The organism is Herbaspirillum sp. (assembly GCF_017744395.1).
Classification (GTDB): Bacteria; Pseudomonadota; Gammaproteobacteria; order Burkholderiales; family Burkholderiaceae_D; genus Herbaspirillum.
In genome coordinates this window covers 1195441-1215181 of the sequence record NZ_JAGIBI010000001.1, presented here as the reverse complement: position 1 = coordinate 1215181, position 19741 = coordinate 1195441, and the positions used below count along the sequence as shown (strand labels likewise).

At 63.2% G+C, this 19741-nt stretch carries 18 protein-coding genes, 1 tRNA gene and 1 pseudogene; 10 read left to right on the top strand and 10 right to left on the bottom strand.

The features are described 5' to 3' along the window. Positions 1-77 precede the first annotated feature (77 nt). Both J7548_RS05540 and J7548_RS05535 read left to right on the top strand, forming a co-directional pair. The gene (locus J7548_RS05540; protein ID WP_290971418.1) at positions 78-551 is read left to right on the top strand and encodes a MarR family transcriptional regulator; all 474 of its coding nucleotides are present in this window, start codon (positions 78-80) and stop codon (positions 549-551) included. A 192-nt stretch (positions 552-743) separates the two neighbouring features. Next, a complete protein-coding gene (locus J7548_RS05535) occupies positions 744-1178 on the top strand; it encodes an organic hydroperoxide resistance protein (protein WP_290971417.1) in 435 nt (144 codons plus the stop codon). Positions 1179-1261: 83 nt separating this feature from the next. Here J7548_RS05535 and J7548_RS05530 read toward each other — a convergent pair whose 3' ends face one another. The 8 genes from J7548_RS05530 to J7548_RS05495 form a co-directional block, all read right to left on the bottom strand. Beyond that, complete coding sequence (locus J7548_RS05530) at positions 1262-1777, bottom strand: DUF2867 domain-containing protein (protein WP_290971415.1); 516 nt, start codon at positions 1775-1777, stop codon at positions 1262-1264. A gap of 62 nt (positions 1778-1839) precedes the next feature. Next, a complete protein-coding gene (gene cydX / locus J7548_RS05525; protein WP_290971413.1) occupies positions 1840-2004 on the bottom strand; it encodes a cytochrome bd-I oxidase subunit CydX in 165 nt (54 codons plus the stop codon). Positions 2005-2031: 27 nt separating this feature from the next. Continuing rightward, the gene (cydB, locus tag J7548_RS05520; protein ID WP_290971410.1) at positions 2032-3171 is read right to left on the bottom strand and encodes a cytochrome d ubiquinol oxidase subunit II; all 1140 of its coding nucleotides are present in this window, start codon (positions 3169-3171) and stop codon (positions 2032-2034) included. A gap of 33 nt (positions 3172-3204) precedes the next feature. Continuing rightward, the gene (locus tag J7548_RS05515; RefSeq protein WP_290971409.1) at positions 3205-4833 is read right to left on the bottom strand and encodes a cytochrome ubiquinol oxidase subunit I; all 1629 of its coding nucleotides are present in this window, start codon (positions 4831-4833) and stop codon (positions 3205-3207) included. After that, positions 4817-5110: a cytochrome oxidase putative small subunit CydP gene (cydP, locus tag J7548_RS05510; protein WP_290971407.1), complete on the bottom strand. Its 294-nt coding sequence runs from the start codon at positions 5108-5110 to the stop codon at positions 4817-4819. The genes J7548_RS05515 and cydP overlap by 17 nt, the downstream gene beginning before the upstream one ends. Before the next feature lie 2 nt (positions 5111-5112). After that, positions 5113-5703 (bottom strand): GbsR/MarR family transcriptional regulator, encoded by a 591-nt coding sequence (locus J7548_RS05505; protein ID WP_290971405.1) that lies wholly within the window; start codon positions 5701-5703, stop codon positions 5113-5115. 198 nt (positions 5704-5901) lie between these two features. Further along, positions 5902-7335 carry a heavy metal sensor histidine kinase gene (locus tag J7548_RS05500; RefSeq protein WP_290971403.1) on the bottom strand — a complete coding sequence of 478 codons (1434 nt, stop codon included), beginning with the start codon at positions 7333-7335 and terminating at the stop codon, positions 5902-5904. Beyond that, entirely contained in the window at positions 7332-8003 is a 672-nt protein-coding gene (locus J7548_RS05495) for a heavy metal response regulator transcription factor (protein WP_290971401.1), read from the bottom strand. The genes J7548_RS05500 and J7548_RS05495 overlap by 4 nt, the downstream gene beginning before the upstream one ends. A gap of 181 nt (positions 8004-8184) precedes the next feature. Between J7548_RS05495 and msrP the strand changes: the two genes are divergently transcribed. The 7 genes and pseudogenes from msrP (at position 8185) to J7548_RS05465 (ending at position 15981) form a co-directional block, all read left to right on the top strand. Beyond that, on the top strand, positions 8185-9153 hold the full coding sequence (msrP, locus tag J7548_RS05490) for a protein-methionine-sulfoxide reductase catalytic subunit MsrP (RefSeq protein WP_290971399.1): 969 nt from the start codon (positions 8185-8187) through the stop codon (positions 9151-9153). Between the two features lie 252 nt (positions 9154-9405). Beyond that, positions 9406-10077: a protein-methionine-sulfoxide reductase heme-binding subunit MsrQ gene (locus J7548_RS05485; RefSeq protein ID WP_290971397.1), complete on the top strand. Its 672-nt coding sequence runs from the start codon at positions 9406-9408 to the stop codon at positions 10075-10077. Positions 10078-10129: 52 nt separating this feature from the next. Continuing rightward, positions 10130-10822, top strand: coding sequence for a peptide-methionine (S)-S-oxide reductase MsrA (msrA, locus tag J7548_RS05480; protein ID WP_290971396.1), 693 nt, complete (start codon positions 10130-10132; stop codon positions 10820-10822). 55 nt (positions 10823-10877) lie between these two features. After that, positions 10878-12590, top strand: a complete 1713-nt coding sequence (locus J7548_RS05475; protein ID WP_290971394.1) for a tetratricopeptide repeat protein — start codon at positions 10878-10880, stop codon at positions 12588-12590. Between the two features lie 256 nt (positions 12591-12846). Continuing rightward, a pseudogene (locus J7548_RS20085) lies at positions 12847-12993 on the top strand (ESPR domain-containing protein); the annotation flags it as partial. A gap of 52 nt (positions 12994-13045) precedes the next feature. Then, complete coding sequence (locus tag J7548_RS05470) at positions 13046-13327, top strand: hypothetical protein (protein WP_290971392.1); 282 nt, start codon at positions 13046-13048, stop codon at positions 13325-13327. A 440-nt stretch (positions 13328-13767) separates the two neighbouring features. Beyond that, the gene (locus tag J7548_RS05465) at positions 13768-15981 is read left to right on the top strand and encodes an autotransporter outer membrane beta-barrel domain-containing protein (protein WP_290971391.1); all 2214 of its coding nucleotides are present in this window, start codon (positions 13768-13770) and stop codon (positions 15979-15981) included. 135 nt (positions 15982-16116) lie between these two features. Here J7548_RS05465 and J7548_RS05460 read toward each other — a convergent pair. Further along, positions 16117-16192, bottom strand: a tRNA-Lys gene (locus J7548_RS05460). A 319-nt stretch (positions 16193-16511) separates the two neighbouring features. On the opposite strand from J7548_RS05460, the gene J7548_RS05455 reads away from it, so the two are divergent. Continuing rightward, positions 16512-18728 (top strand): SulP family inorganic anion transporter, encoded by a 2217-nt coding sequence (locus J7548_RS05455; RefSeq protein ID WP_290971389.1) that lies wholly within the window; start codon positions 16512-16514, stop codon positions 18726-18728. Between the two features lie 21 nt (positions 18729-18749). On the opposite strand, the gene J7548_RS05450 is transcribed toward J7548_RS05455, so the two are convergent. After that, positions 18750-19568 carry a spermidine synthase gene (locus J7548_RS05450; RefSeq protein WP_290971387.1) on the bottom strand — a complete coding sequence of 273 codons (819 nt, stop codon included), beginning with the start codon at positions 19566-19568 and terminating at the stop codon, positions 18750-18752. Positions 19569-19741: the final 173 nt, after the last annotated feature.

Below are 19741 nucleotides of genomic sequence, written 5' to 3'. Positions count from 1 at the left end.
GCGAATTTCGCAACAGTCTTAAAAACATTTATTTAAATTGCTTGCAATTTAATTTTGAACTGCTTAATATGCGCTACATGGACAACGCAAAAACACCGAAGCTGCCGGACGCGCTGATCGACGAAGCCCTGCTTCTCGACAACCAGCTCTGTTTCGCCATGTATTCGGCCTCGCTTGCGATGACCAAGGCGTACAAGAAACTCCTCGGCGCGCTGGACATCACCTATCCGCAATACCTGGTGATGATGGTGCTGTGGGAGAAAGACCAGATCACCGTGTCCGAACTGGGCAACCGACTGTATCTGGATTCGGGTACGCTGACCCCGCTGCTCAAGCGCATGGAAACCATGGGCCTGCTGAACCGGGCCCGCGACGCCGGCGACGAGCGCCGCGTGGTGGTCAGCCTGAGCGATGCCGGCCGCGCGCTGCGCGAGAAGGCGAAAGCGGTGCCGGTCCGGATGAGCTGCATGCTGCCGCCGCTGGATGAGGTGAAGAAACTGGTTGGCGAACTCAAGGATGTACGCAAGAATTTGCTGGATGCGGAAGAGTGAGCATCGGCATGGATGCAGCGATGTTTTTTGTTGTGTAAATTAAATTGTTCACAATTATATTGTAAATAATTTATTCGTTTTTTTAAGCAGCAAGCGCAGGACCTGGAATTGAAGCAGCGGTAACCCGGCGAATCTTTCGCCACCCCTTATCTCCAATGATTGGCCTTAACCTGAAAACCGAAAGGAAAGAAAATGTCTTCCAACAAGATCGAAAAAGCCCTGTACACCGCTACCGCCACCGCAACCGGCGGCCGTGAAGGTTCCGCCAAGTCGTCCGACGGCGTGCTGGACGTCAAGTTGTCGACCCCGAAGGAACTGGGCGGCGCCGGCGGCCCGGGCACCAACCCCGAGCAACTGTTCGCAGCCGGTTACTCGGCTTGCTTCCTGGGCGCGCTGAAGTTCGTCGCCGGCCAGGCCAAGGTCGCCGTTCCCGCCGACGCCAGCATCACCGGCAAGGTCGGCATCGGCCAGATCCCGGGCGGTTTCGGCATCGAAGCAGAACTGAACATCTCGCTGCCGGGCATCGACCGCGCCGTGGCGCAAGATCTGGTCGAGAAGGCCCACCAGGTGTGCCCGTACTCGAACGCCACCCGCGGCAACATCAACGTGACGCTGAACCTGGTCTAAGCGCCCGCCGTTCAAGCAGCACGCAACAAAAAGCCCCGCGAATTTCTTCGCGGGGCTTTTTGCATGGAGCGGCATGCCTTGCCTTAGGCCGGCATCCTCTCCAGCAGCGTGCGCACGATGCAACGATGGAAGGGCATGATGGCGGCCAGATAGGCTTTGCCGGCCCAGCCCTTGGTGCGCACCACCGTGGTCGCGGTCAGCCATTGCGGTTCCTTGCCGGTGCTATCGGCTGGCGACTTTTCTATGCACAGGCGGAAATCCAGGTGATGGTCGTCCAGGCCCAGCAGCAGGCGCGAAGAATCGTCGTCGAGTACGGGAAACCCCGGCAGCCGGCTGTCCGGCTGGACTTCGCCGACGGCCATCTTGGCGCCCTTGAGCCCGAACGGGGCGACTAGACGATTGCGCAAGTCCAGCAGGGCAGCGACCCAGGCCGGTCGGCCCGACATCATGCGCGCCGCGATCTCGGCGACCTGTTGCTGCGCCAGTGCGGCAGCAAGAGGGATGCGATAGCTGTCGGCGAAGTCGGCGCCCGGCAGCAGTTGCCAGTGATGCGCTTCAGGTGGGATTTCATCGGCCTTGCATGTGCGTGCTGAGTTCATCTTGCCTCCTGATGAGGGGGATGGAAAAAGCCGGCGGCAAATGCCCCGGCCTTGTGCTTGCCTTATTCCTTGTTGCGCCGCTCGCTGTCGGCGGCGCTGGCGAAGCGTTCATGGGTTTGCTCGGCCTTGCGGCGGCCGAAGGCGTAGTTGGCTTCCAGCCACATCACGTTGATGATGCCGAAGGCCAGCGCCAGGCCGAGGCCGAGAATCCAGGCGAAATACCACATAGTGTTCTCCTTGCTTGAAGCGGCGATTCAGTACGCCGTATGTTCGTTGTCGTGGATGTCCTTGAGCGTGACCTTGCCCCTGAGCACGCGGTAGACCCAGCCGGTGTAGATGACGATCAGCGGCAGGAAGATCAGCACCATCCAGAACATCAGGCCCAGCGTCTTGTGGCTCGACACCGCATCCCACAAGGTCAGGCTGCTCTTGGGATCCAGCGAGGACGGCATGATGAACGGGAACAGCGAGATGCCCGCGGTGAGGATGATGCCGGTCACCGACAGGCCGCTGGCGACGAAGGCCAGGCGGGCGCGGCGCGCCAGCGCGAAGACAGCGGCCAATACCGCGCCTGCGATGCCGATCACCGGGATCAGTTTGGCCAGCGGCCAGCGCGCATAGTTGTCGAACCAGGCGCCGGCGGCGATTTCCACGGTCTTGGCCAGCGGCGTGAAGGCGCTGTTGGCGTCCGGCATGGCGGTGATGCGGTAGCCCGGCAACTGCGCCGCCCAGAAACCGCCGGCGATGAACAGCAGCACGGTGGCGATGGCCGCCACGATGGCGGTCTTGCGCGCACGCTCGCCGACGGCGGCATCGGTCTTGACGAAGGCGAAGGTCGCGCCGTGCATCAGCAGCATGGCCACCGACAGCAGCCCGGCCAGCAGGCCGAACGGATTGAGCAGGGCGAAGAAGCTGCCGGTGTATTCGACCCGCATGGTGTCGTCGTAGTGGAAGGGCACACCCAAGAGCAGGTTGCCGAAGGCCACGCCGCAGATCAGCGGCGGCACCAGACCGCCCGCGAACAGGCCCCAGTCCCAGGCGTTGCGCCAGCGCGGATCGGCCACTTTGCTGCGGTAGTCGAAGCCGACCGGGCGGAAGAACAGCGAGAACAGCAGCACCATCAGCGCGATGTAGAAGCCCGAGAAGGCGGTCGCGTAGACCAGTGGCCAGGCGGCGAAGGTGGCGCCGCCGGCGGTGATGAACCAGGTCTGGTTGCCTTCCCAGGTGGGGCCGATGGCATTGATCAGCACGCGCCGTTCGGCGTCGGTCTTGCCGGCGAAGGGCAGCATCATGCCCACGCCGAAGTCGAAGCCGTCGGTCAGCGCGAAGCCGATCAGCAGCACGCCGACGAAGGCCCACCAGATCAGCTTCAAGGTTTCGTAATCGAAGATCATCTTGTTTTCCTCATTTCTCGATCGGAGGGCGCATCAGGCGGCGCTGCCGGAATTGGCATTGGGGTTGAGCGGCGGCGGCAGCACGGCGTCGCCATCGTCATCGTTGCTGCCCTTGGTTTCCCAGTAGTACTTGCCGGTATGCAGGCTGCTCGGTCCCAGCCGCGCGTACTTGATCATCAGCGCCATCTCCACCACCAGCAGGAAGGTGTAGAACAGGATGAAGCCCGCCAGGCTGAAATACAGGCTGCTGGGTTGCAGCGAGGAGGCCGACAGGTGCGTGGGCAGGATGCCGGCGATGGTCCACGGCTGGCGGCCGTATTCGGCCACGATCCAGCCCAGTTCGGCGGCGATCCAGGGCAGCGGGATGGAGAATACGGCCAGCCGCAGCAGCCAGCGCTGCGGCGCCAGTTGCTTCTTGGCCAGGAACCAGGCCGAGGCCGAGAAGATGAACAGCATCAGGAAGCCGATCGCCACCATGCCGCGGAACGACCAGAACAGCGGCGCCACCTTGGGGATGGTGTCGTCCACGGCCAGGGCGATCTGCTCCGGCGTGGCGTCGACCACGTTGGCGGTGTACTTCTTCAGCAGCAGGCCGTAGCCGAGGTCATGCTTGTGCGCATCGAAGGCGGCGCGCGCGGCATCCGACTTGTCGCCGGACTTCAGGCGCGTCAGCGCCGCGTAGGCCAGCATGCCGTTGCGGATGCGCACCTCGTGTTCCTTCTTCAGGTCCTTGATGCCGGCCACCGGCTGGTCGACCGAGCGGGTGGCGATCAGGCCCAGCACGTAGGGGATCTTCACCGCGTAGTCGGTGCGCTGTTCGCGGTCGTTGGGCAGGCCGAACAAGGTCAGGCCGGCCGGCGCGGGATGGGTATCCCATTCCGCTTCGATGGCGGCCAGCTTGACCTTGTTGACTTCGCCGGCGGTGTAGCCGGACTCGTCGCCCAGCACGATCACCGACAGCGTCGCGGCCAGGCCGAAACCGGCCGCCACCGCGAAGGAGCGCAGCGCGAACGCGGTGTCGCGCGCCTTGAGCAGGTACCAGGCCGACACGCCCAGCACGAACATCGACGCCGTCACGTAGCCGGCCGCGACCGTATGCACGAACTTGACCTGCGCCACCGGATTGAAGATCACATCGGTCATGCTGACCAGTTCCATGCGCATGGTCTCGTAGTTGAACTCGGCGCCGACCGGGTTGTTCATCCAGCCGTTGGCGATCAGGATCCACAGCGCCGACAGGCTCGACCCCAGCGCCACCAGGAAGGTCACCAGCAAGTGCTGCTTGCGCGAGAGCTTGTCCCAGCCGAAGAAGAACAGGCCGACGAAGGTCGACTCCAGGAAGAACGCGGCCAGGCCTTCGATCGCCAGCGGCGTGCCGAAGATGTCGCCTACGTAGTGCGAGTAGTACGACCAGTTGGTGCCGAACTGGAATTCCAGCGTGATGCCGGTGGCCACGCCCATGGCGAAGTTGATGCCGAACAGCTTGCCCCAGAAGCGGGTCATGTCCTTGTAGATGGGGCTGCCGGTCATCACGTAGACCGACTCCATGATCACCAGGATCCAGGACAGGCCCAGCGTCAGCGGGACGAACAGAAAGTGATACAGCGCCGTCACGGCGAATTGCAGCCGCGACAGCGAAACGACTTCATCGATCGGAACCATGTGTTACCTCGGAGGGAGTGGAGATTGCTGGAAGGGATGCGGGAATCTGGGCAGGCGCCAGCATGCGCGCCTCGACGCTGGCGGTGGGCATGCGCATGTGCTTGGCTTCGGGATGGGCGAAGAAGGTCTTGGCCAGCAGGACGATCAGCGCGATCTTGACCACCAGCAGCAGCGTGATTTCCACGCCCAGCGGCAACCGGGTCAGGCGTGGGATACGTGGGAGATGCAGGCGCTGCCGTTTGGAAGCGGAAGGCGCGGAAGCGGTGGATCGGCGCATGGCTATTCCCCGTTGATCTTGTCGGTTTTTTCCGCGTCCTTGCCACTGAAGCGGAACTTGTCGCGCACGTCCAGCAGTTTCTTGACCTTGGCACCCATCTTCATCAGCGAGACCAGGGTTTCGGGCTGCAGGCGCTGCACGTCGTCGAACCAGGAGCTGGACAGTTCGATCAGATCATACATCTCGCGCATGCGTTTTTGCGCTTGCTTGTCGCTGGCATTGGTCGGATGTTCCAGCAGCGCGTCGCGCAGCATCGAAAGGGTAGGTTCGATCTCGCGGCGGCGGCGTTCTTCCAGCAGCGCCTTGAAGATGTCCCAGATATCGCCGGGCGGTTCGAAATATTCGCGGCGGTCGTTGGGGCGGTGCAGCAGCTTCACCAGGCGCCAGGATTGCAATTCCTTCAAGCCCATGCTGACGTTGGAGCGCGAAAAACCGAGGTAGTCGGCGATCTCGTCGGCGTTGAGCGCGCGCCCGCTGACATAGAGCAGCGCATAGATCTGGCCGACCGTGCGGTTGATGCCCCAGCGGCTGCCCATCTCGCCGAAGTGCAGGATGAAGCGCTGCATCAGCGGAGTGAGGGTATTGGTTTCCATGATTTGGCCCGTTTTGACTATTTTGGATATTTTGAATTTTCAGTAATTACTGAAATTTAAAACATTTGTTGCTTTGCATCAAGGCCGCTGCGCCATGATTTTTCTGATAACAGTTATGCAATTTGGAAATGACTGCCGGTGGGCGTGCACTCAGGCGAGGCACCCCTGCGCAAGAGTTCGATGTGGCGCTGCTACAGCTTACGGGCGGGATATGCCGGGGAACGTCAGCGTAAAGCGTATCCATCCCGGCTGCGGGCATTCCACTGTCGCCGTCCCCCGGTGCAGCGCCATGATGGCCTTGACGATCGCCAGCCCCAGCCCGTTGGATTCGGTATAGGCGCTGCGCGAGCAGTCACCGCGGTAGAAGCGGTCGAACATGCGCGCCATCGTGTGCGGCGTGGTTTCGGTACTGCGGTTTTCGACGACAATGCGGCTGCCATGATTGTCATCGCCATGCGCGACGATGCGCACCGTGCTGTTCGCCTCGCCGTAGCGCACCGCGTTGATCGCCAGGTTGCTGACCGCGCGCCGCCACATGACCAGGTTGGCATGGCATACGCCTTGCGCATCCAGTTCGAAGCGCATGCCGCGTTCGTCGGCGATGCCTTCGAAGTAGTCGGCGATCTTGCCCAGTTCCTCCCGCAGGTCCAGCGCGGCGCAGTCGACCGCCAGCGTGGCATGGTCGGCCTGCGCCAGGAACATGATGTTCTCGACGATGCGGGAGAGGCGCTGCAATTCCTCCAGGTTCGATTCCAGCAACTGCTCGTACTCTTCCGGCGCGCGGCGCTGGCCCAGCGCCACCTGGCTCTGGCCCATCAGTACGTTGATCGGGGTGCGGATCTCGTGCGCCAGGTCGCCGGAGAATTGCGACAGGTGTTCGTAGCCGGCTTCCAGCCGGTCCAGCATGGCATTGAAGGAGAGCGCCACGCGCCGCAGTTCTTGCGGCATGCCGTCCTGTTCCAGCCGCATCGACAGATGGTCGGGCGTGATCTGTTCGGCGCGCCGGCTCATCTCCAGCAGCGGGCGCAGGCCGCGGTGCAGCAGCAGGAAACCGAGCAGGGCGGTCAGCAGCACCGCGGCGGCGGCGGCGCCGGCGATGCGCCAGCGGTAGCTGCGCAGCATGGCGGCTTCCTGCACCATGACGTAGGCGGCGGCGATCTCGACCGTGTCTGTCTGGCCTTGTCCGCGCCCGACCTCGGCCAGCGCCGAGACCCAGCGGATATGCACGCCATCGGCGCGCACGGCGCTCACCAGGTCGGCCGTCGTCAGCGGCGTGCCCACCGGCGCCGGCTTCATCGCCGGCGGCGTCAGATGATCGGGGTTGCTCTGGATGAAGGGCGGCTCGCCGCGGCGGCGGAAGATGCGCACATCCTGCTCGTTGCCCATCATGCTTTCGAACAGGGCGGGGCGCTGTTCCATCTGCTCGACGTTGTAGAGGTCGTGCATCAGGTTGCGGAAATGCTCGACGCGGCCGATCAGCGCCTGGTCGGCGCGCAGCTCCAGCGCTTCGCGCGCCGAGCCGTACAGGTACCAGCCGAGCCCGGCCACCACCAGGCAGGCGATCAGCGCGAACAGGGCCGATACGCGCAGCGTCAGCGTCCAGCCGCGTGCGCTGATGGATGCGCCGTTCATGGGTTTTCCGAGAACATGTAGCCCACGCTGCGCACGGTGTGGATCAGTTTCTTCTCGAACGGAGCGTCGATCTTGGCGCGCAGGCGCTTGATGGCGACGTCGACCACGTTGGTGTCGCTGTCGAAATTCATGTCCCAGATCTGCGAGGCGATCACGCTGCGCGACAGCGCTTCGTCGCGGCGCTTGACCAGCAGGTGCAGCAGCATGAACTCCTTGTTGGTCAGCGCGATGTTGACGCCCTGGCGCGTGACCTTGTGGCGCACGTGATCCAGCTGCAGGTCGGCGATCTCGACAACCTCGGTTTCGCGCACCACGCCGCGCCGCAGCAGGGTGCGGATGCGCAGCACCAGTTCGGTGAAGGAAAAGGGTTTGACCAGGTAATCGTCGGCGCCCAGCTGCAGGCCGCGGATGCGGTCGTCGACATGGTCGCGGGCGGTCAGGAACAGCACCGGCAGGTCGCGCTTGGCGCGCAGCGCGGACATGACCTGCCAGCCGTCGATGCCGGGCAGCATCACGTCCAGCACCACCAGGTCGTAATCCTGTTCCAGCGCCATGTGCAGGCCGTCGGCGCCGTTGCGGGCGAGGTCGACCGCGTAGCCGGACTCGCGCAGGCCCTTCCTGAGGTAGTCGCCGGTTTTGGGATCGTCTTCGATTACGAGGATGGCCATGCTGGAGGACTTGTCGAATACGGGGAAATGCCGCAAATTCTAGCAACCGCGGGCGTTTTCTTCATGACAAAATTGTCATCGAATTGCCACCCGGATGTCACCGCGCCGCGCTTAGCATGGCTGTACGAGAAAAGAGCCGCAAGGCCATTGCCCGAAACCAACCCACATTAGCGAGAGCATCATGCTGATCAAGATCCGCCCCGACCAGATCGAGATACCAACCTCCTCGGAAATCACTCCCAGGGAGATTTACCTGTCGCGCCGCAATTTCATGGCCAAGGTGGCGGCCGGCGCGGCGCTGGCCGGCGGCTGGGGCGCGTTGCCGGAAGCCTTCGCGCAGCAGGGCAGGAAGCTGCCGGCCAAGCTCAATAACGCCTATGCGGTGATGGACAAGCAGACCGCCTACAAGGACGCCACCACCTACAACAACTTCTACGAATTCGGCACCGACAAGGCCGATCCGGCCAAGCACGCCGGCACCCTGAAGACCAGCCCGTGGACGGTGGATATCGAAGGCGAGGTCAAGAAACCCTTCACGCTGGACCTGGACGCGCTGATGAAACTGGCGCCGCTGGAAGAGCGGGTCTACCGCCTGCGCTGCGTCGAGGGCTGGTCGATGGTGATCCCGTGGATCGGCTATTCGCTGTCGGCGCTGATCAGGAAGGCCGAGCCGACCGGCAACGCCAAGTACGTCGAATTCGTCACCCTGGCCGACAAGAAGCAGATGCCCGGCATCTCCGACCCCATCCTCAACTGGCCCTACCGCGAAGGCTTGCGCATGGACGAGGCCAACCATCCGCTGGCGCTGCTGGCCTTCGGCATGTACGGCGAGGTGCTGCCCAACCAGAACGGCGCGCCGGTGCGCATCGTCGTGCCGTGGAAGTACGGTTTCAAGTCGGCCAAGTCCATCGTCAAGATCCGCTTCGTCAAGGACGAGCCGAAGACCGCGTGGAACCTGTACGCGCCGCAGGAGTACGGCTTCTATTCCAACGTCAATCCCAACGTCGACCACCCGCGCTGGTCGCAGGCCAGCGAGCGCCGCATCGGCGAGGACGGCTTCTTCGCGCCCAAGCGCAAGACGCTGATGTTCAACGGCTACAACGACGTGGCCGGCCTGTACTCTGGCATGGACCTGCGCAAGTACTTTTAAACCTAGATCCGGCAGTTGACCGCTTGCTATTCCTGGAGAGCCGAGTGAACACACACATTGGCCGTATCAATACCGTTGTCCTTGCTGGTGAGAGCGCTATGCATTCGCCGGCACCGCGCTCGACGCACCATGCGGCGTTGCTCCTCCTTGCGCACAGCAGTGCGCCGCGTCGTCGCGCCTTGCCTGGCACGACGATCACGGCACCGGCGAACGCATTCAACTGCCGGATCTAGGTTGAACGGAAACACCTTCATGCAACTCGCTCCCGCCATCCTCCGCAATCTCGCGCCGCGTACCGTCAAGGTGTTGTGGTGGGTGTTCCTGGCGCTGGCCTGCGTGCCGCTGGCGCGGCTGGTGGCGTTGGGATTTTCCGGCGGGCTGGGCGCCAACCCGCTGGAATTTATCACCCACAGCACCGGCGACTGGACGCTCTACCTGTTCTGCATCACCCTGGCGGTGACGCCGCTGCGCAAGATCACAGGCATGAACTGGCTGTTGAAAATGCGCCGCATGCTGGGGCTGATGGCGTTTTTCTACCTGAGCCTGCACTTCACCACCTTCATCTGGTTCGACCATTTCTTCGACCTCGGCGAAATCTGGAAGGACATCGTCAAGCGGCCCTTCATCACGGTAGGCGCGAGCGCGCTGCTGCTGACCATCCCGCTGGCCGCGACCAGCACCAACGGCATGGTGCGCCGCCTGGGCGGCAAGCGCTGGCAGGCGCTGCACCGCTTGATCTACCTGATTGTGCCGCTGGGCGTGCTGCATTACTGGTGGGACAAGGCCGGCAAGAACCTGATCGCCCAGCCGCTGCTGTTCGCGGTGCTGGTCGGCGTGATGCTGGCGCTGCGCCTGCTGTGGCGCCAGGCGAAGAAAGAGAAGGCCCCTGCGCCATCGGGGACGTTGCCGGCGACGCGCCCCTGACGGTAACCCGCTTTGATTTGACGCCATCCTGATTTCCGTTCCGGAGAAAACCATGTCCATCCTGAAACCCGCCGCCGTTGCCGCGCTGTGCCTGGCGCTGGCCGGCACAATATGCGCCAATGCCGCCGAACCCGCCGTCGCGGTGCCTGCCGCGGCCGGCAAGGCGCAGCTCGTCTCGACCGCGCCGAGCGAGACCGTGGTGCTGGCCGGAGGCTGCTTCTGGGGTGTGCAGGGTGTGTTCCAGCATACCCAGGGTGTGTTGCGGGCGGTGTCCGGCTACGCCGGCGGCAAGCGGGAAGCGGCGACCTACGAGATGGTCAGCAGCGGCAGCACCGGCCATGCGGAAGCGGTGCAGGTCACCTACGACCCGCGCAAGATTTCCTTCGGCCAGATCCTGCAGATCTATTTTTCGGTGGCGCACGACCCGACCCAACTGAACCGCCAGGGGCCTGACCATGGCACGCAGTACCGTTCGGCCATCTTCACCGCCGGCGAGCAGCAGAAGCAGGCGGCCGAGGCTTATATTGCCCAGATCGACGCCGCCAAGGTGTTCTCCTCGCGCATCGTGACCCAGGTGGCGCCGCTGCAGGGCTTCTACCCGGCCGAGGACTATCACCAGGACTACGCCACCCTGCATCCCAACCAGCCGTATATCGCCTACAACGACCTGCCCAAGATCGCCAACCTGCAAAAGATGTATCCGGCCATCTATCGTGCCGATCCGGTCCTGGTGCTGAAGCGCTGATGCCGTCCATGCGCGGGGATGAGACAATACGGCGCTCCGTATCGTCCGTCCCGCCATGAACCCGACCGAAACCCTGAGACAAGCCTTCCAGCTCTTCGAGCAAGAACACTACGCCGCTGCCGAACAGGCGCTGTTCGGCCTGCTGGAGGTCGAACCGGACCATGTGCAGGCGCTGCACCTGCTGGGCAGCGTGGCGCTGGCCCAGGCGCGTTTCGAGGAGGCGGCGCTGGTGCTGCAGCGCGCGCTGCGCTTGCTGCCGGACAACGTCCCCGAGTCCTTGTCGGTCCGCTACAAGCTGGGCCGGGCCTTCTACGGGCAGGGCCGTTTCGAAGATGCCTTCCTGCTGTACCGGGCGCTGATAGAAGCGGGCCACCGGATGCCGGAACTCTTCGTCGCCGCGGCGGCAGCGCTGCAAGCCCTGGCGCCCTCGGGCAAGAACGACGCGGCGGCCATCGCGCTGCTGGAAGAGGCGCTGCAACTGCAAGCCGATGCGCCCGACACCTGGCACCGCAAGGCCATGCTGCATGAACGCGGCAAGGACTGGAGCGCCGTGCGCGCCAGCATGCGGCAAGCGCTGCGGCTGGACGGCCAGCGCGCCGTCTACTGGCACGACGCCGGCATGGCCGAACACGCGCTGGGCGATTTCGAAACGGCGCTCAAGTATTACGACCAGGCCCTCATCCTCGATCCCGATTACGTCGATGTCCACGTCAGCCGCGGCACCAGCCTGGCGCGCCTGCGGCAATACGACGAAGCCATCGACAGCTACCAGCGCGCGCTCAGGCTCAAGCCGGACGACGCCGAAGCCAGGCTGAACCTGGCGCTGTCGCTGCTGGTGCTGGGCCGTTTCCAGGAGGCCTTCCCGCTCTACGAATGGCGCTGGGAGGGGCGCAGCGCCGACCCCTACCGCCACGAGGCGATTCCCGCGTGGAACGGCGCCACGCCGCTGCGCGGCAAGCGCATCCTGCTCTGGGCGGAGCAGGGCTACGGCGACATCATCCAGTTCGTCCGCTATGCGCCGCTGATCGCCGAGGCCGGCGCGCACGTCGTGCTCGAAGTGCCCGCCAACCTGCTGCCGTTGCTGGCCAGCCTGCCGTCGCCCGCGCCGCTGGAAATGGTTGCCATAGGCGAGCGCTTGCCGGAGGTGGATTGCCAATTGCCGATGATGAGCCTGCCATTGGTCTGTAATACGCAATACGGCGAAATCCCGTCGGCCGCTTCCTACCTGCGCGCCGACGAGGCGCGCAAGCAGGCATGGATGGCGCGTGCCGATGCCCTGGCGCCGCGTACGCCGGGGCGTATTCGCGTAGGCGTCGTTTGCTCCGGCAACCCCGGCAATACCAACGACTATCGCCGTTCCATCCCGCTGCATCAATTCGCCCCGCTGGCGCAGGCGCGCCCGGATCTTGATTTCTTCGCCATCCAGCCGGACCTGCGCGAAGCGGACGCCGCCTGGCTGCGCACGCAGGAAGGCTGGCACTGGCTGGGGCAAGGGATCGCGAACTTCAACGACACCGCCGCCGCCTTGTCCTGCATGGATTTGCTGATCACAGTCGACACCGCCGCCGCCCACCTGGCCGGCGCACTGGGCCTGCCGGTCTGGATCGCCTTGCCGTTCGCCCCTGACTGGCGCTGGTTCCTGAACCGGCACGATTCACCGTGGTATCCGACGGCGAAGCTGTTCCGGCAGCAGAAGGCGGGGCAGTGGGAGGATGTGGCGCTGGCGCTCAAGGCCGCGCTGGCGATTGTGGACTTGCCAGGCCGCTGAGTAGGGGGGGCTCATTGCGGATGAGCGAATGTAAGTGCCAATTTCCCCCTGTCAATACTTGGTGAGCATCCCCTTTGAATTGACATGCTATCCCCGCCAAACCAGCCATCTTTTCTATTTCACTGCCACACGAAATGAAGATTCTGTTTTTAATAATTTTCTTCGCCTGAAGTACCTCTAAATACTACATATGCAGTAGAGACAAACCGCTTGCGGTTTTGCAGAATGGTAAGGACTTATTGCGTGTATTTCACGCATGACAACAAGAATCGAAAGTGCCGCCATGAATCGCTGCTACAGGACCATCTTCAATTATCGCTTGGGTATTTGGCAAGCGGCTTCGGAATTGACCAAGGCGAAAGGAAAAGCATCAGGTAAGAGTGTCGCACTGGCTGTGTGTCTGGTATTAGCTCAGTCGGTGTGGGCGGATAACCTGCTGGTTGGCATAGGAGGAAATGGCGACAGTAATGGCGGCGGCGGCGGTATTGGTGGTGGCGGTGGGAGCGGATATCAATATGGCGGCGGTGGCGGTGGAGTTACCGGAGGAAACAGCGGTCGCAGCAGTGGTGGCGGCGCTGGTGGTGGTGGTGGCATTGGTGGTAACGGAGGCCTCAATGGTAACGGAGGTCAAGGCGGTATTGGTGGTGGTGGCGCTGATGGTAACAGTGGCGGAGGTGGCGCTATCGGTGGTGGTGGTGGTGGTGCAGCGTCGGTTAGCGGTGGTAATGCCGGTTTGAATGGTGGTAGTGGTATCACTGCCAGCAATGGAGTCGCATATGGCGCTGGAAGTCTTCTCGGCGGTGGTGGCGGTGCTGCTGGCGGCAGTGGCGGCGGTGGCGGTGCTGTCGTCAGCCTCACTGGCGCTGACATAGGTGGAGCTGGTGGGGCCGCCAGTACAGGCGGCACAGGTGCAGGTAATGGCAGCAATACCAGCAATGCTACCACTAGCGGTACGCTAGTCACGAATGCAAGCTATGGATTTGTCGGTATTGGTGGCGGTGGTGGCGGTGGTGGTAGCAGTACTGGTGGCGCAGGGACAGCCGGCGATCTTACCGTCAATGGCGCAACGTTAGCAGTAAGCCGCTCTTTCCTCGTAGGTGGTGCAGGTGGCGGTGGAGGCGGCGATACAACGACCGGTCATGGCTTAGGTGGCGCGGGGGGGAATGGCACACTTACTTTGACTAATAATGCCACTCTCTCTGTTACTGAAACCTTGCTGGTTGGTGGCAGCGGTGGTGGTGGAAATTCTTACAATACCGGAACCGGCGGTAGCGGGGGCATTGGCGGTATTGGTGGTAAGGGCGGTACAGGCATGCTTACCACCGTAGGCTCATCCATCGCCATCGGTGCCAACGGCGCTTTGATCATCGGCGGTGACAATGGGAAAACTAGTACTTCAGCCCTTGCTGGTCCAGGCGGAACAGGCGGTGCAGGCACATTCAATTTCGGCGGCGGCAGCACCCTGAGTTTCGGAACCGGCGCGAGTTTCACCATCCGCAGTAACGGCACCTTCAACATCGGCAATGCCACCATCAACGGCACCACCGGCGGCACGGTCTCAGGCCTGAGCGCTCTCGCCAACGACGGCACGATCAATTTCAACCAGACTGACGCATTTACTCTTTCAGCCAACATTGCCGGGGCCGGCAGCCTCAACCAGAACGGCAACGGCACGACCGTCCTGACCGGCAACAACACCTACAGCGGCGCTACCACTATCAGCGGCGGCACCTTGCAAGTCGGCAATGGCGGTACCAACGGGACACTTGGTAGCGGCAATGTCTTGAACAACGGCACGCTTGTGTTTAATCGCTCCGGCAACGTGGCGGTGAACAATAGCATCACCGGTACCGGTAGCTTGGTCCAACAAGGCAGCGGGACACTAACGCTGGCTGGCGGCAATGCCTGGAGCGGCAACACGACCGTCACTGCTGGTACCCTGGCATTGGGCAGCTATACGCAAACTGCTGGCCAGACCCTGACCATCGGGGCCTCAAGCAATACGAATTACGGCAAACTCGCGGTCACTGGCGCAGCCTCCTTCAATCCGGGGGCCAATCTGGTCGTGAATGTGGCCGGCCTCAATTCGCTGGCCGCCGGCCAAACGCTGCGCGGCGTGGTTACTGCCGGTACGCTGACCGCCTCGACCTTCAATGTCACCGACAATTCCGCGCTCTTCAATTTCACCCCCGTCCTCAACGGCAACACCATCGACCTGAACATCGTCAGCGCCAGCAGCGCCACTGGCACCGGTAGCTCCAGCAGTGCCAGCGTTGCCGGCGCCGTCAATGCCGCTGGACTGAAGCCTGCCATTGGCGCGGCCCGCGTCCTCGATACCCAGGTCAACGGCACGCCGACTGGCGACATGGCCAATGTGATCACCGCCCTTGGGCGCTTATCCGATTTGCCCAGCGTCGCCCGCGCAGCCGACCAGACGCTGCCGCAGAACTTCGGTTCGGCGGCTTTGTCCGGCACGCTGTCTTCTCTCAATCGTCTCTTCTCCGGCCGTTTCGCCTCGAGCGGCCAGACCGGCCTGTCTTCCGGCGATGCGATGACCAACCGGCAAGTCTGGCTGATGCCTTTCGGCTCCCGCGCCAGCCAGGATGACCGGGATGGCGCTTCCGGCTTCTCGGCCAACACCTGGGGATTGGCCGCCGGCATCGAAGCCGACCTGGACAATCTCCGTCTGGGCCTGGCCTATGCGTATGGCAATACGAACGTCATCGGCAACGCCGACCTGTCCGGCGCCGGCAGCCATGCCAAGATCGATTCCAACGTGCTGGCGCTGTATGGCAGCGTGCCGGTCAGCGACCTGACGCTGGGCTTCCAGGTCGATACCGGCTGGAACAGCAGCCGCAGCAACCGCGACCTCAATTTCGGCGGACTGAACCGGACCGCCAGCGCCGATTACGGCACCTGGAGTGCCCATGCCGGCGCCAGCCTGTCGAAGGCCGTGCCGCTGACGGAGTCCACTACCTTGATTCCGGCATTGCGCCTCGATTACACCCGGCTGCAAAGCCAGTCCTATACCGAGACCGGCGCCGGCGCGCTTAACCTGAATGTGGCGGCCAAGACCACCGAAGCGCTGGTGTTGGGTGTGGAAAGCCGCCTGGTGCATGCGCTGGATGCGCAGTCGCAACTCAGCGCCCATCTCGGCGCCGGCTATGACGCGATCAACGACCGCGGCGATCTGGTGGCGGCGTATGCCGGTGCGCCGGGGCAGAGCTTTACCGCGTCCGGCATCGACCATTCGCCGTGGATCATCAAAGCTGGGATTGGCTATACGCACAAGACCGCGCAAGGCACCGACGTGTCCTTGCGCTATGACGCGGAAGGGCGCAGCGGCTTCATCAACCAGTCGGCCTCGGTCAAGGCGACATGGCGGTTCTAAGTGAGCCTGTTTTCTGGCGAGCGAAGGGGAGATGCGTTGATCGATATGGATCAAATCGGGCTGCATGGTAGTTGCATGCAGCCCGGAAAGTGAAAAAGGGTCACAAACGAAATCGCTTGTAACCCTTTTGTATTCTGGTGGGGCGTCACAGATTCGAACTGTGGACCTACGGATTAAGAGTCCGCTGCTCTACCAACTGAGCTAACGCCCCGTGCTGTACGTTGTGCTGTACTGCAAGAGAGGACGCATTATAGGAGAGCTTTTTTGTCTTCGCAAGCTGTTTTTCAAAAAAAGCTAAAAAATATTCATTTGGCGTAAATCACTGGTGGCACGAGTACTGCATGGCAAAGGGGCGGCAGGGCGGCCAGCCGGATAGTCCGGCACGCCGCAAAGCCTTTTGGGTGTTGCCTTGCAGGTTGTTTGTCTTGGCTTCATGAGAGGCGGCATCGGCGTTGACCTTTTCGTAATATCGTCGCGCCGCGCCATTTGATTCGCATCAATCAAGTTACGTAACAATTCCAAGAAAAAATATGCAAGCGCCAAATACGGAAGGGGCAGGCATCCCGTCTCATGGGGACGGATTGTCGGGGGCTCCGGTACGCATCTCTTCCTGGCTGGGCAGTCTCCCGGCCGCACTCATCGCGGCAGTGATTTCGATGAGCTATTCCATCAGTTACGGCGCGATGATCTTCGGCGGCGGCGATGCGGTGCTGTTGCAAGCCGGCCTGCCGGTGCTGTTCGTCACCACCTGCGTGGTCATGCTGATGCTGGCTTGTTCCAGCTCGGTGCCGTTCGTGGTGGCGGGGGCCGATTCCAATTGCACCGGCATCCTGACGCTGATGGTCAGCGGCATCTGGGCCGCCATGTCGGCGCAAGGCAATCCGCAGGCGGCGGTGATGACGGCCCTGGCGGCCGTGGCGATGAGCACGGTCACGGTGGGGCTGGTGATGGCCGGGCTGGGGACGGCGCGCCGCGGCAGCCTGGTGCAGTTCGTGCCATTCCCGGTGCTGGGCGGCTTTCTGGCCGGGACCGGCTACCTGCTGCTGGCCGGGGCATTCAGCATGTTGACCGGACATGCCTTGGGCGCCGGGGCGCTGGCGGCGCTGGGGAAGCTGCACTGGATTACCGTCGGCGCCGCCGCGATCGTGGCGGTGGCGATGCTGGGCCTGCCGCGGCGCAAATTCACCCATCCTTTCGCACTGCCGATCGCGCTGTGCGCAGCCTGCCTGTTCTTCTACGGCGGCATGTGGAGCGCCGGCATTTCCGTGGCCCAGGCGCGCGGGCAGGGCTGGCTGTTCGCGCCGCTGGCTTCGGTCGGATTCAATGCGCCGGCATTGTTGTCGTGGCATCTGGTCGACTGGGGCATGCTCTGGGAGCATTACAACGAGTTCCTGGCGCTGGCGGCGGTGATGACGCTGACCATCCTGCTCAACGCCACCGGCATCGGCCTGGCCACGCGCCGGGATGTCGACTTCAACCATGAGCTGCGCAGCGCCGGTGTGGCCAACATCGTGGCCGGGGCGCTGGGCGGGGTGTCCGGCTGCCATTCGCTGAGCCGCTCCTTGCTGAGCCATCAGGTCGGTTCGCGCGACCGCAAGGCGGCCATCCTGGCGGCGCTGATCTGCCTGGTGTGCGCCTTGTTCTTCCTGCCGCTGGTGGCGTACCTGCCCAAGCCGGTGCTGGCCGGGCTGCTGGTCGGCCTGGGCGGCGGCTTGCTCAACGAGTGGCTGGTGAAGGCGCGCAGCCGGCTGGGATGGGGCGACTACTCGCTGATCCTGGCGATCCTGGCGGTGATCGCGTTCTACGGTTTCGTCACCGGCGTGGCGCTGGGCATCGTGGTGGCGTGCGTGTTGTTCGTGGTGGATTACAGCCGCGTATCCTGCGTGAAGATGGAATTCACCGGCGCCGCCCTGCATTCCAAGCTGGAGCGGACGATGGAGGCGCGCGCCTTGCTCAAGCAATCTGGCGACTGCATGTTCGGCGTCAGCCTGCAAGGCTTCCTGTTCTTCGGCAGCGCCAACCAGATGGTTGCCCGCGTGCGCCAGCAACTGGTACAGCCGCGCGAATACATCATCATCGATTTCCGCAACGTGCAGGGGCTGGACGCATCGACCTCGCAAAGTTTCGCCAAGCTGGCGCAGGTGTGCGAGCAGCACAAGACCACCCTGATCCTGACCGGCATCAGCGGCCGCTTGCGTGCGCCGGTGGAACGGGCTTTCATCGGCAAGCAGGCTCCGCAGGAGTTTCCCGACCTCGACGCCGCGCTGGAGTGGGTGGAAAACCGCGTGCTGGCCGCCAACGGCCAAGACCATTCGAAGAGCGAGCTTGAAGTGAGCCTGCGCGAATACTTCGACGAGCGCGAGCTGAAGGCGCTGTTCGCCCGTACCGAGAAAGTGGAACTGGAAGCCGGCACGCTGCTGTTCAAAAAAGGCGAGATCGGCGACTGCCTGTACTTCATCGAAGAAGGCCAGGTCAGCATTTCGCTGGCCACCGGCAACGGCCGTATGCGCTTGCGCACTTTCTCCAACGCCACCATCGTCGGCGAGATGGCGCTCTACAGCGGCCAGAAGCGCACCGCCGACGTCGTCACCGACCGGCGCACGCGCGCCTACAAACTGAGCATGGCGCGCCTGCGCATGCTGGAACAGGAAGACCCGTCGGCGGCGATGCAACTGCACAACTACGTGGTGCGGGTGCTGGCCAGCCGGCTGGCGGCGACCAACGAGGCGTATCGCCTGACGCAGTGATGCGTGGCGGAAGGCAGGGGCTTAAAGCCCGCTCTTGATGCCGTTGACCCAGGACTTCGCCGGCAGCTTGGTTTGCGCCTCGATCTGCGCGGCGCGCTCGTACAGGGAAGGGAAGTCGAATTCACGTCGACCCTTGAAGGCGAGCGCGACGACGTTGCCGTCATGGACTTCCGGCAGCGATACCACCGTATCGAAAGCGAATTCCATCGCCTTCAGGTTCTTGGCATAGCTGGGATGGTCGCCGAACAGGTTGACCGTCATGACGCCGCCCGGAGCCAGGCTGTCGTAGCAGGCCTGGTAGAACTCCGGCGTGTCGAGCACCGGGCCGCGCGCGGTGGCATCGTAGAGGTCGACCTGCAGCGCATCGATGATGCCGTGCGCGGCGGCGTGGACGATGAAATCCATCGCATCGCTTTCGATCAGCATCAGGCGTTCGTCGGGTTCGGGCAGCTTGAACATGCTGTGGCAGATCGCGACCACCGCCGGATTCAGTTCCACCGCCGTCACCTGCGCCTGCGGGAATTCCCGGTAGGCGAACTTGGTCAGCGCGCCGGTGCCCAGCCCCAGTTGCACGATATGGCGCGGCGCCGGATTGAACAGCATCCAGGCCATCATCTGCTGGGCGTACTCCAGCTCGATCCAGTCCGGCTTGCGGATGCGCATGGCGCCCTGCACCCACTCGGTGCCGAAGTGCAGGTAGCGCACGCCTTCCAGTTCCGACAGCGTCACCGGCGCGAACTTGGGCTTGCGCGGCTTGGCGGCATCGGCCGCGAGCCGGCGGCGATTGGGGCCGGCCTTGGTATTGGCCTGGGCTTCGATGGATTTTCTTCTGATCAGCATGGTGGGTATCGGTTGCAAGCGCGGTCTTGGGCGGCGCGGCCGCCCCTCGGGATGCGGCATGATACCTTGCCGCACGCCCGCGCCGCGTTTTTGCTGCGCGTTTTGCATATCCACATGCGGATTCATTCGTTTTTCCCCCGCGCGGCATATGTGACCATGCTGTCCTCATTCTT

What these genes read in the sequence shown, in the direction of transcription:
- J7548_RS05540 (WP_290971418.1), top strand. Translation starts at nt 78, where the DNA reads ATGGACAACGCAAAAACACCGAAGCTGCCGGACGCGCTGATCGACGAA.
- J7548_RS05535 (WP_290971417.1), top strand. Translation starts at nt 744, where the DNA reads ATGTCTTCCAACAAGATCGAAAAAGCCCTGTACACCGCTACCGCCACC.
- J7548_RS05530 (WP_290971415.1), bottom strand. Translation starts at nt 1,777, where the DNA reads ATGAACTCAGCACGCACATGCAAGGCCGATGAAATCCCACCTGAAGCG.
- cydX (WP_290971413.1), bottom strand. Translation starts at nt 2,004, where the DNA reads ATGTGGTATTTCGCCTGGATTCTCGGCCTCGGCCTGGCGCTGGCCTTC.
- cydB (WP_290971410.1), bottom strand. Translation starts at nt 3,171, where the DNA reads ATGATCTTCGATTACGAAACCTTGAAGCTGATCTGGTGGGCCTTCGTC.
- J7548_RS05515 (WP_290971409.1), bottom strand. Translation starts at nt 4,833, where the DNA reads ATGGTTCCGATCGATGAAGTCGTTTCGCTGTCGCGGCTGCAATTCGCC.
- cydP (WP_290971407.1), bottom strand. Translation starts at nt 5,110, where the DNA reads ATGCGCCGATCCACCGCTTCCGCGCCTTCCGCTTCCAAACGGCAGCGC.
- J7548_RS05505 (WP_290971405.1), bottom strand. Translation starts at nt 5,703, where the DNA reads ATGGAAACCAATACCCTCACTCCGCTGATGCAGCGCTTCATCCTGCAC.
- J7548_RS05500 (WP_290971403.1), bottom strand. Translation starts at nt 7,335, where the DNA reads ATGAACGGCGCATCCATCAGCGCACGCGGCTGGACGCTGACGCTGCGC.
- J7548_RS05495 (WP_290971401.1), bottom strand. Translation starts at nt 8,003, where the DNA reads ATGGCCATCCTCGTAATCGAAGACGATCCCAAAACCGGCGACTACCTC.
- msrP (WP_290971399.1), top strand. Translation starts at nt 8,185, where the DNA reads ATGCTGATCAAGATCCGCCCCGACCAGATCGAGATACCAACCTCCTCG.
- J7548_RS05485 (WP_290971397.1), top strand. Translation starts at nt 9,406, where the DNA reads ATGCAACTCGCTCCCGCCATCCTCCGCAATCTCGCGCCGCGTACCGTC.
- msrA (WP_290971396.1), top strand. Translation starts at nt 10,130, where the DNA reads ATGTCCATCCTGAAACCCGCCGCCGTTGCCGCGCTGTGCCTGGCGCTG.
- J7548_RS05475 (WP_290971394.1), top strand. Translation starts at nt 10,878, where the DNA reads ATGAACCCGACCGAAACCCTGAGACAAGCCTTCCAGCTCTTCGAGCAA.
- J7548_RS05470 (WP_290971392.1), top strand. Translation starts at nt 13,046, where the DNA reads ATGGCGACAGTAATGGCGGCGGCGGCGGTATTGGTGGTGGCGGTGGGA.
- J7548_RS05455 (WP_290971389.1), top strand. Translation starts at nt 16,512, where the DNA reads ATGCAAGCGCCAAATACGGAAGGGGCAGGCATCCCGTCTCATGGGGAC.
- J7548_RS05450 (WP_290971387.1), bottom strand. Translation starts at nt 19,568, where the DNA reads ATGCTGATCAGAAGAAAATCCATCGAAGCCCAGGCCAATACCAAGGCC.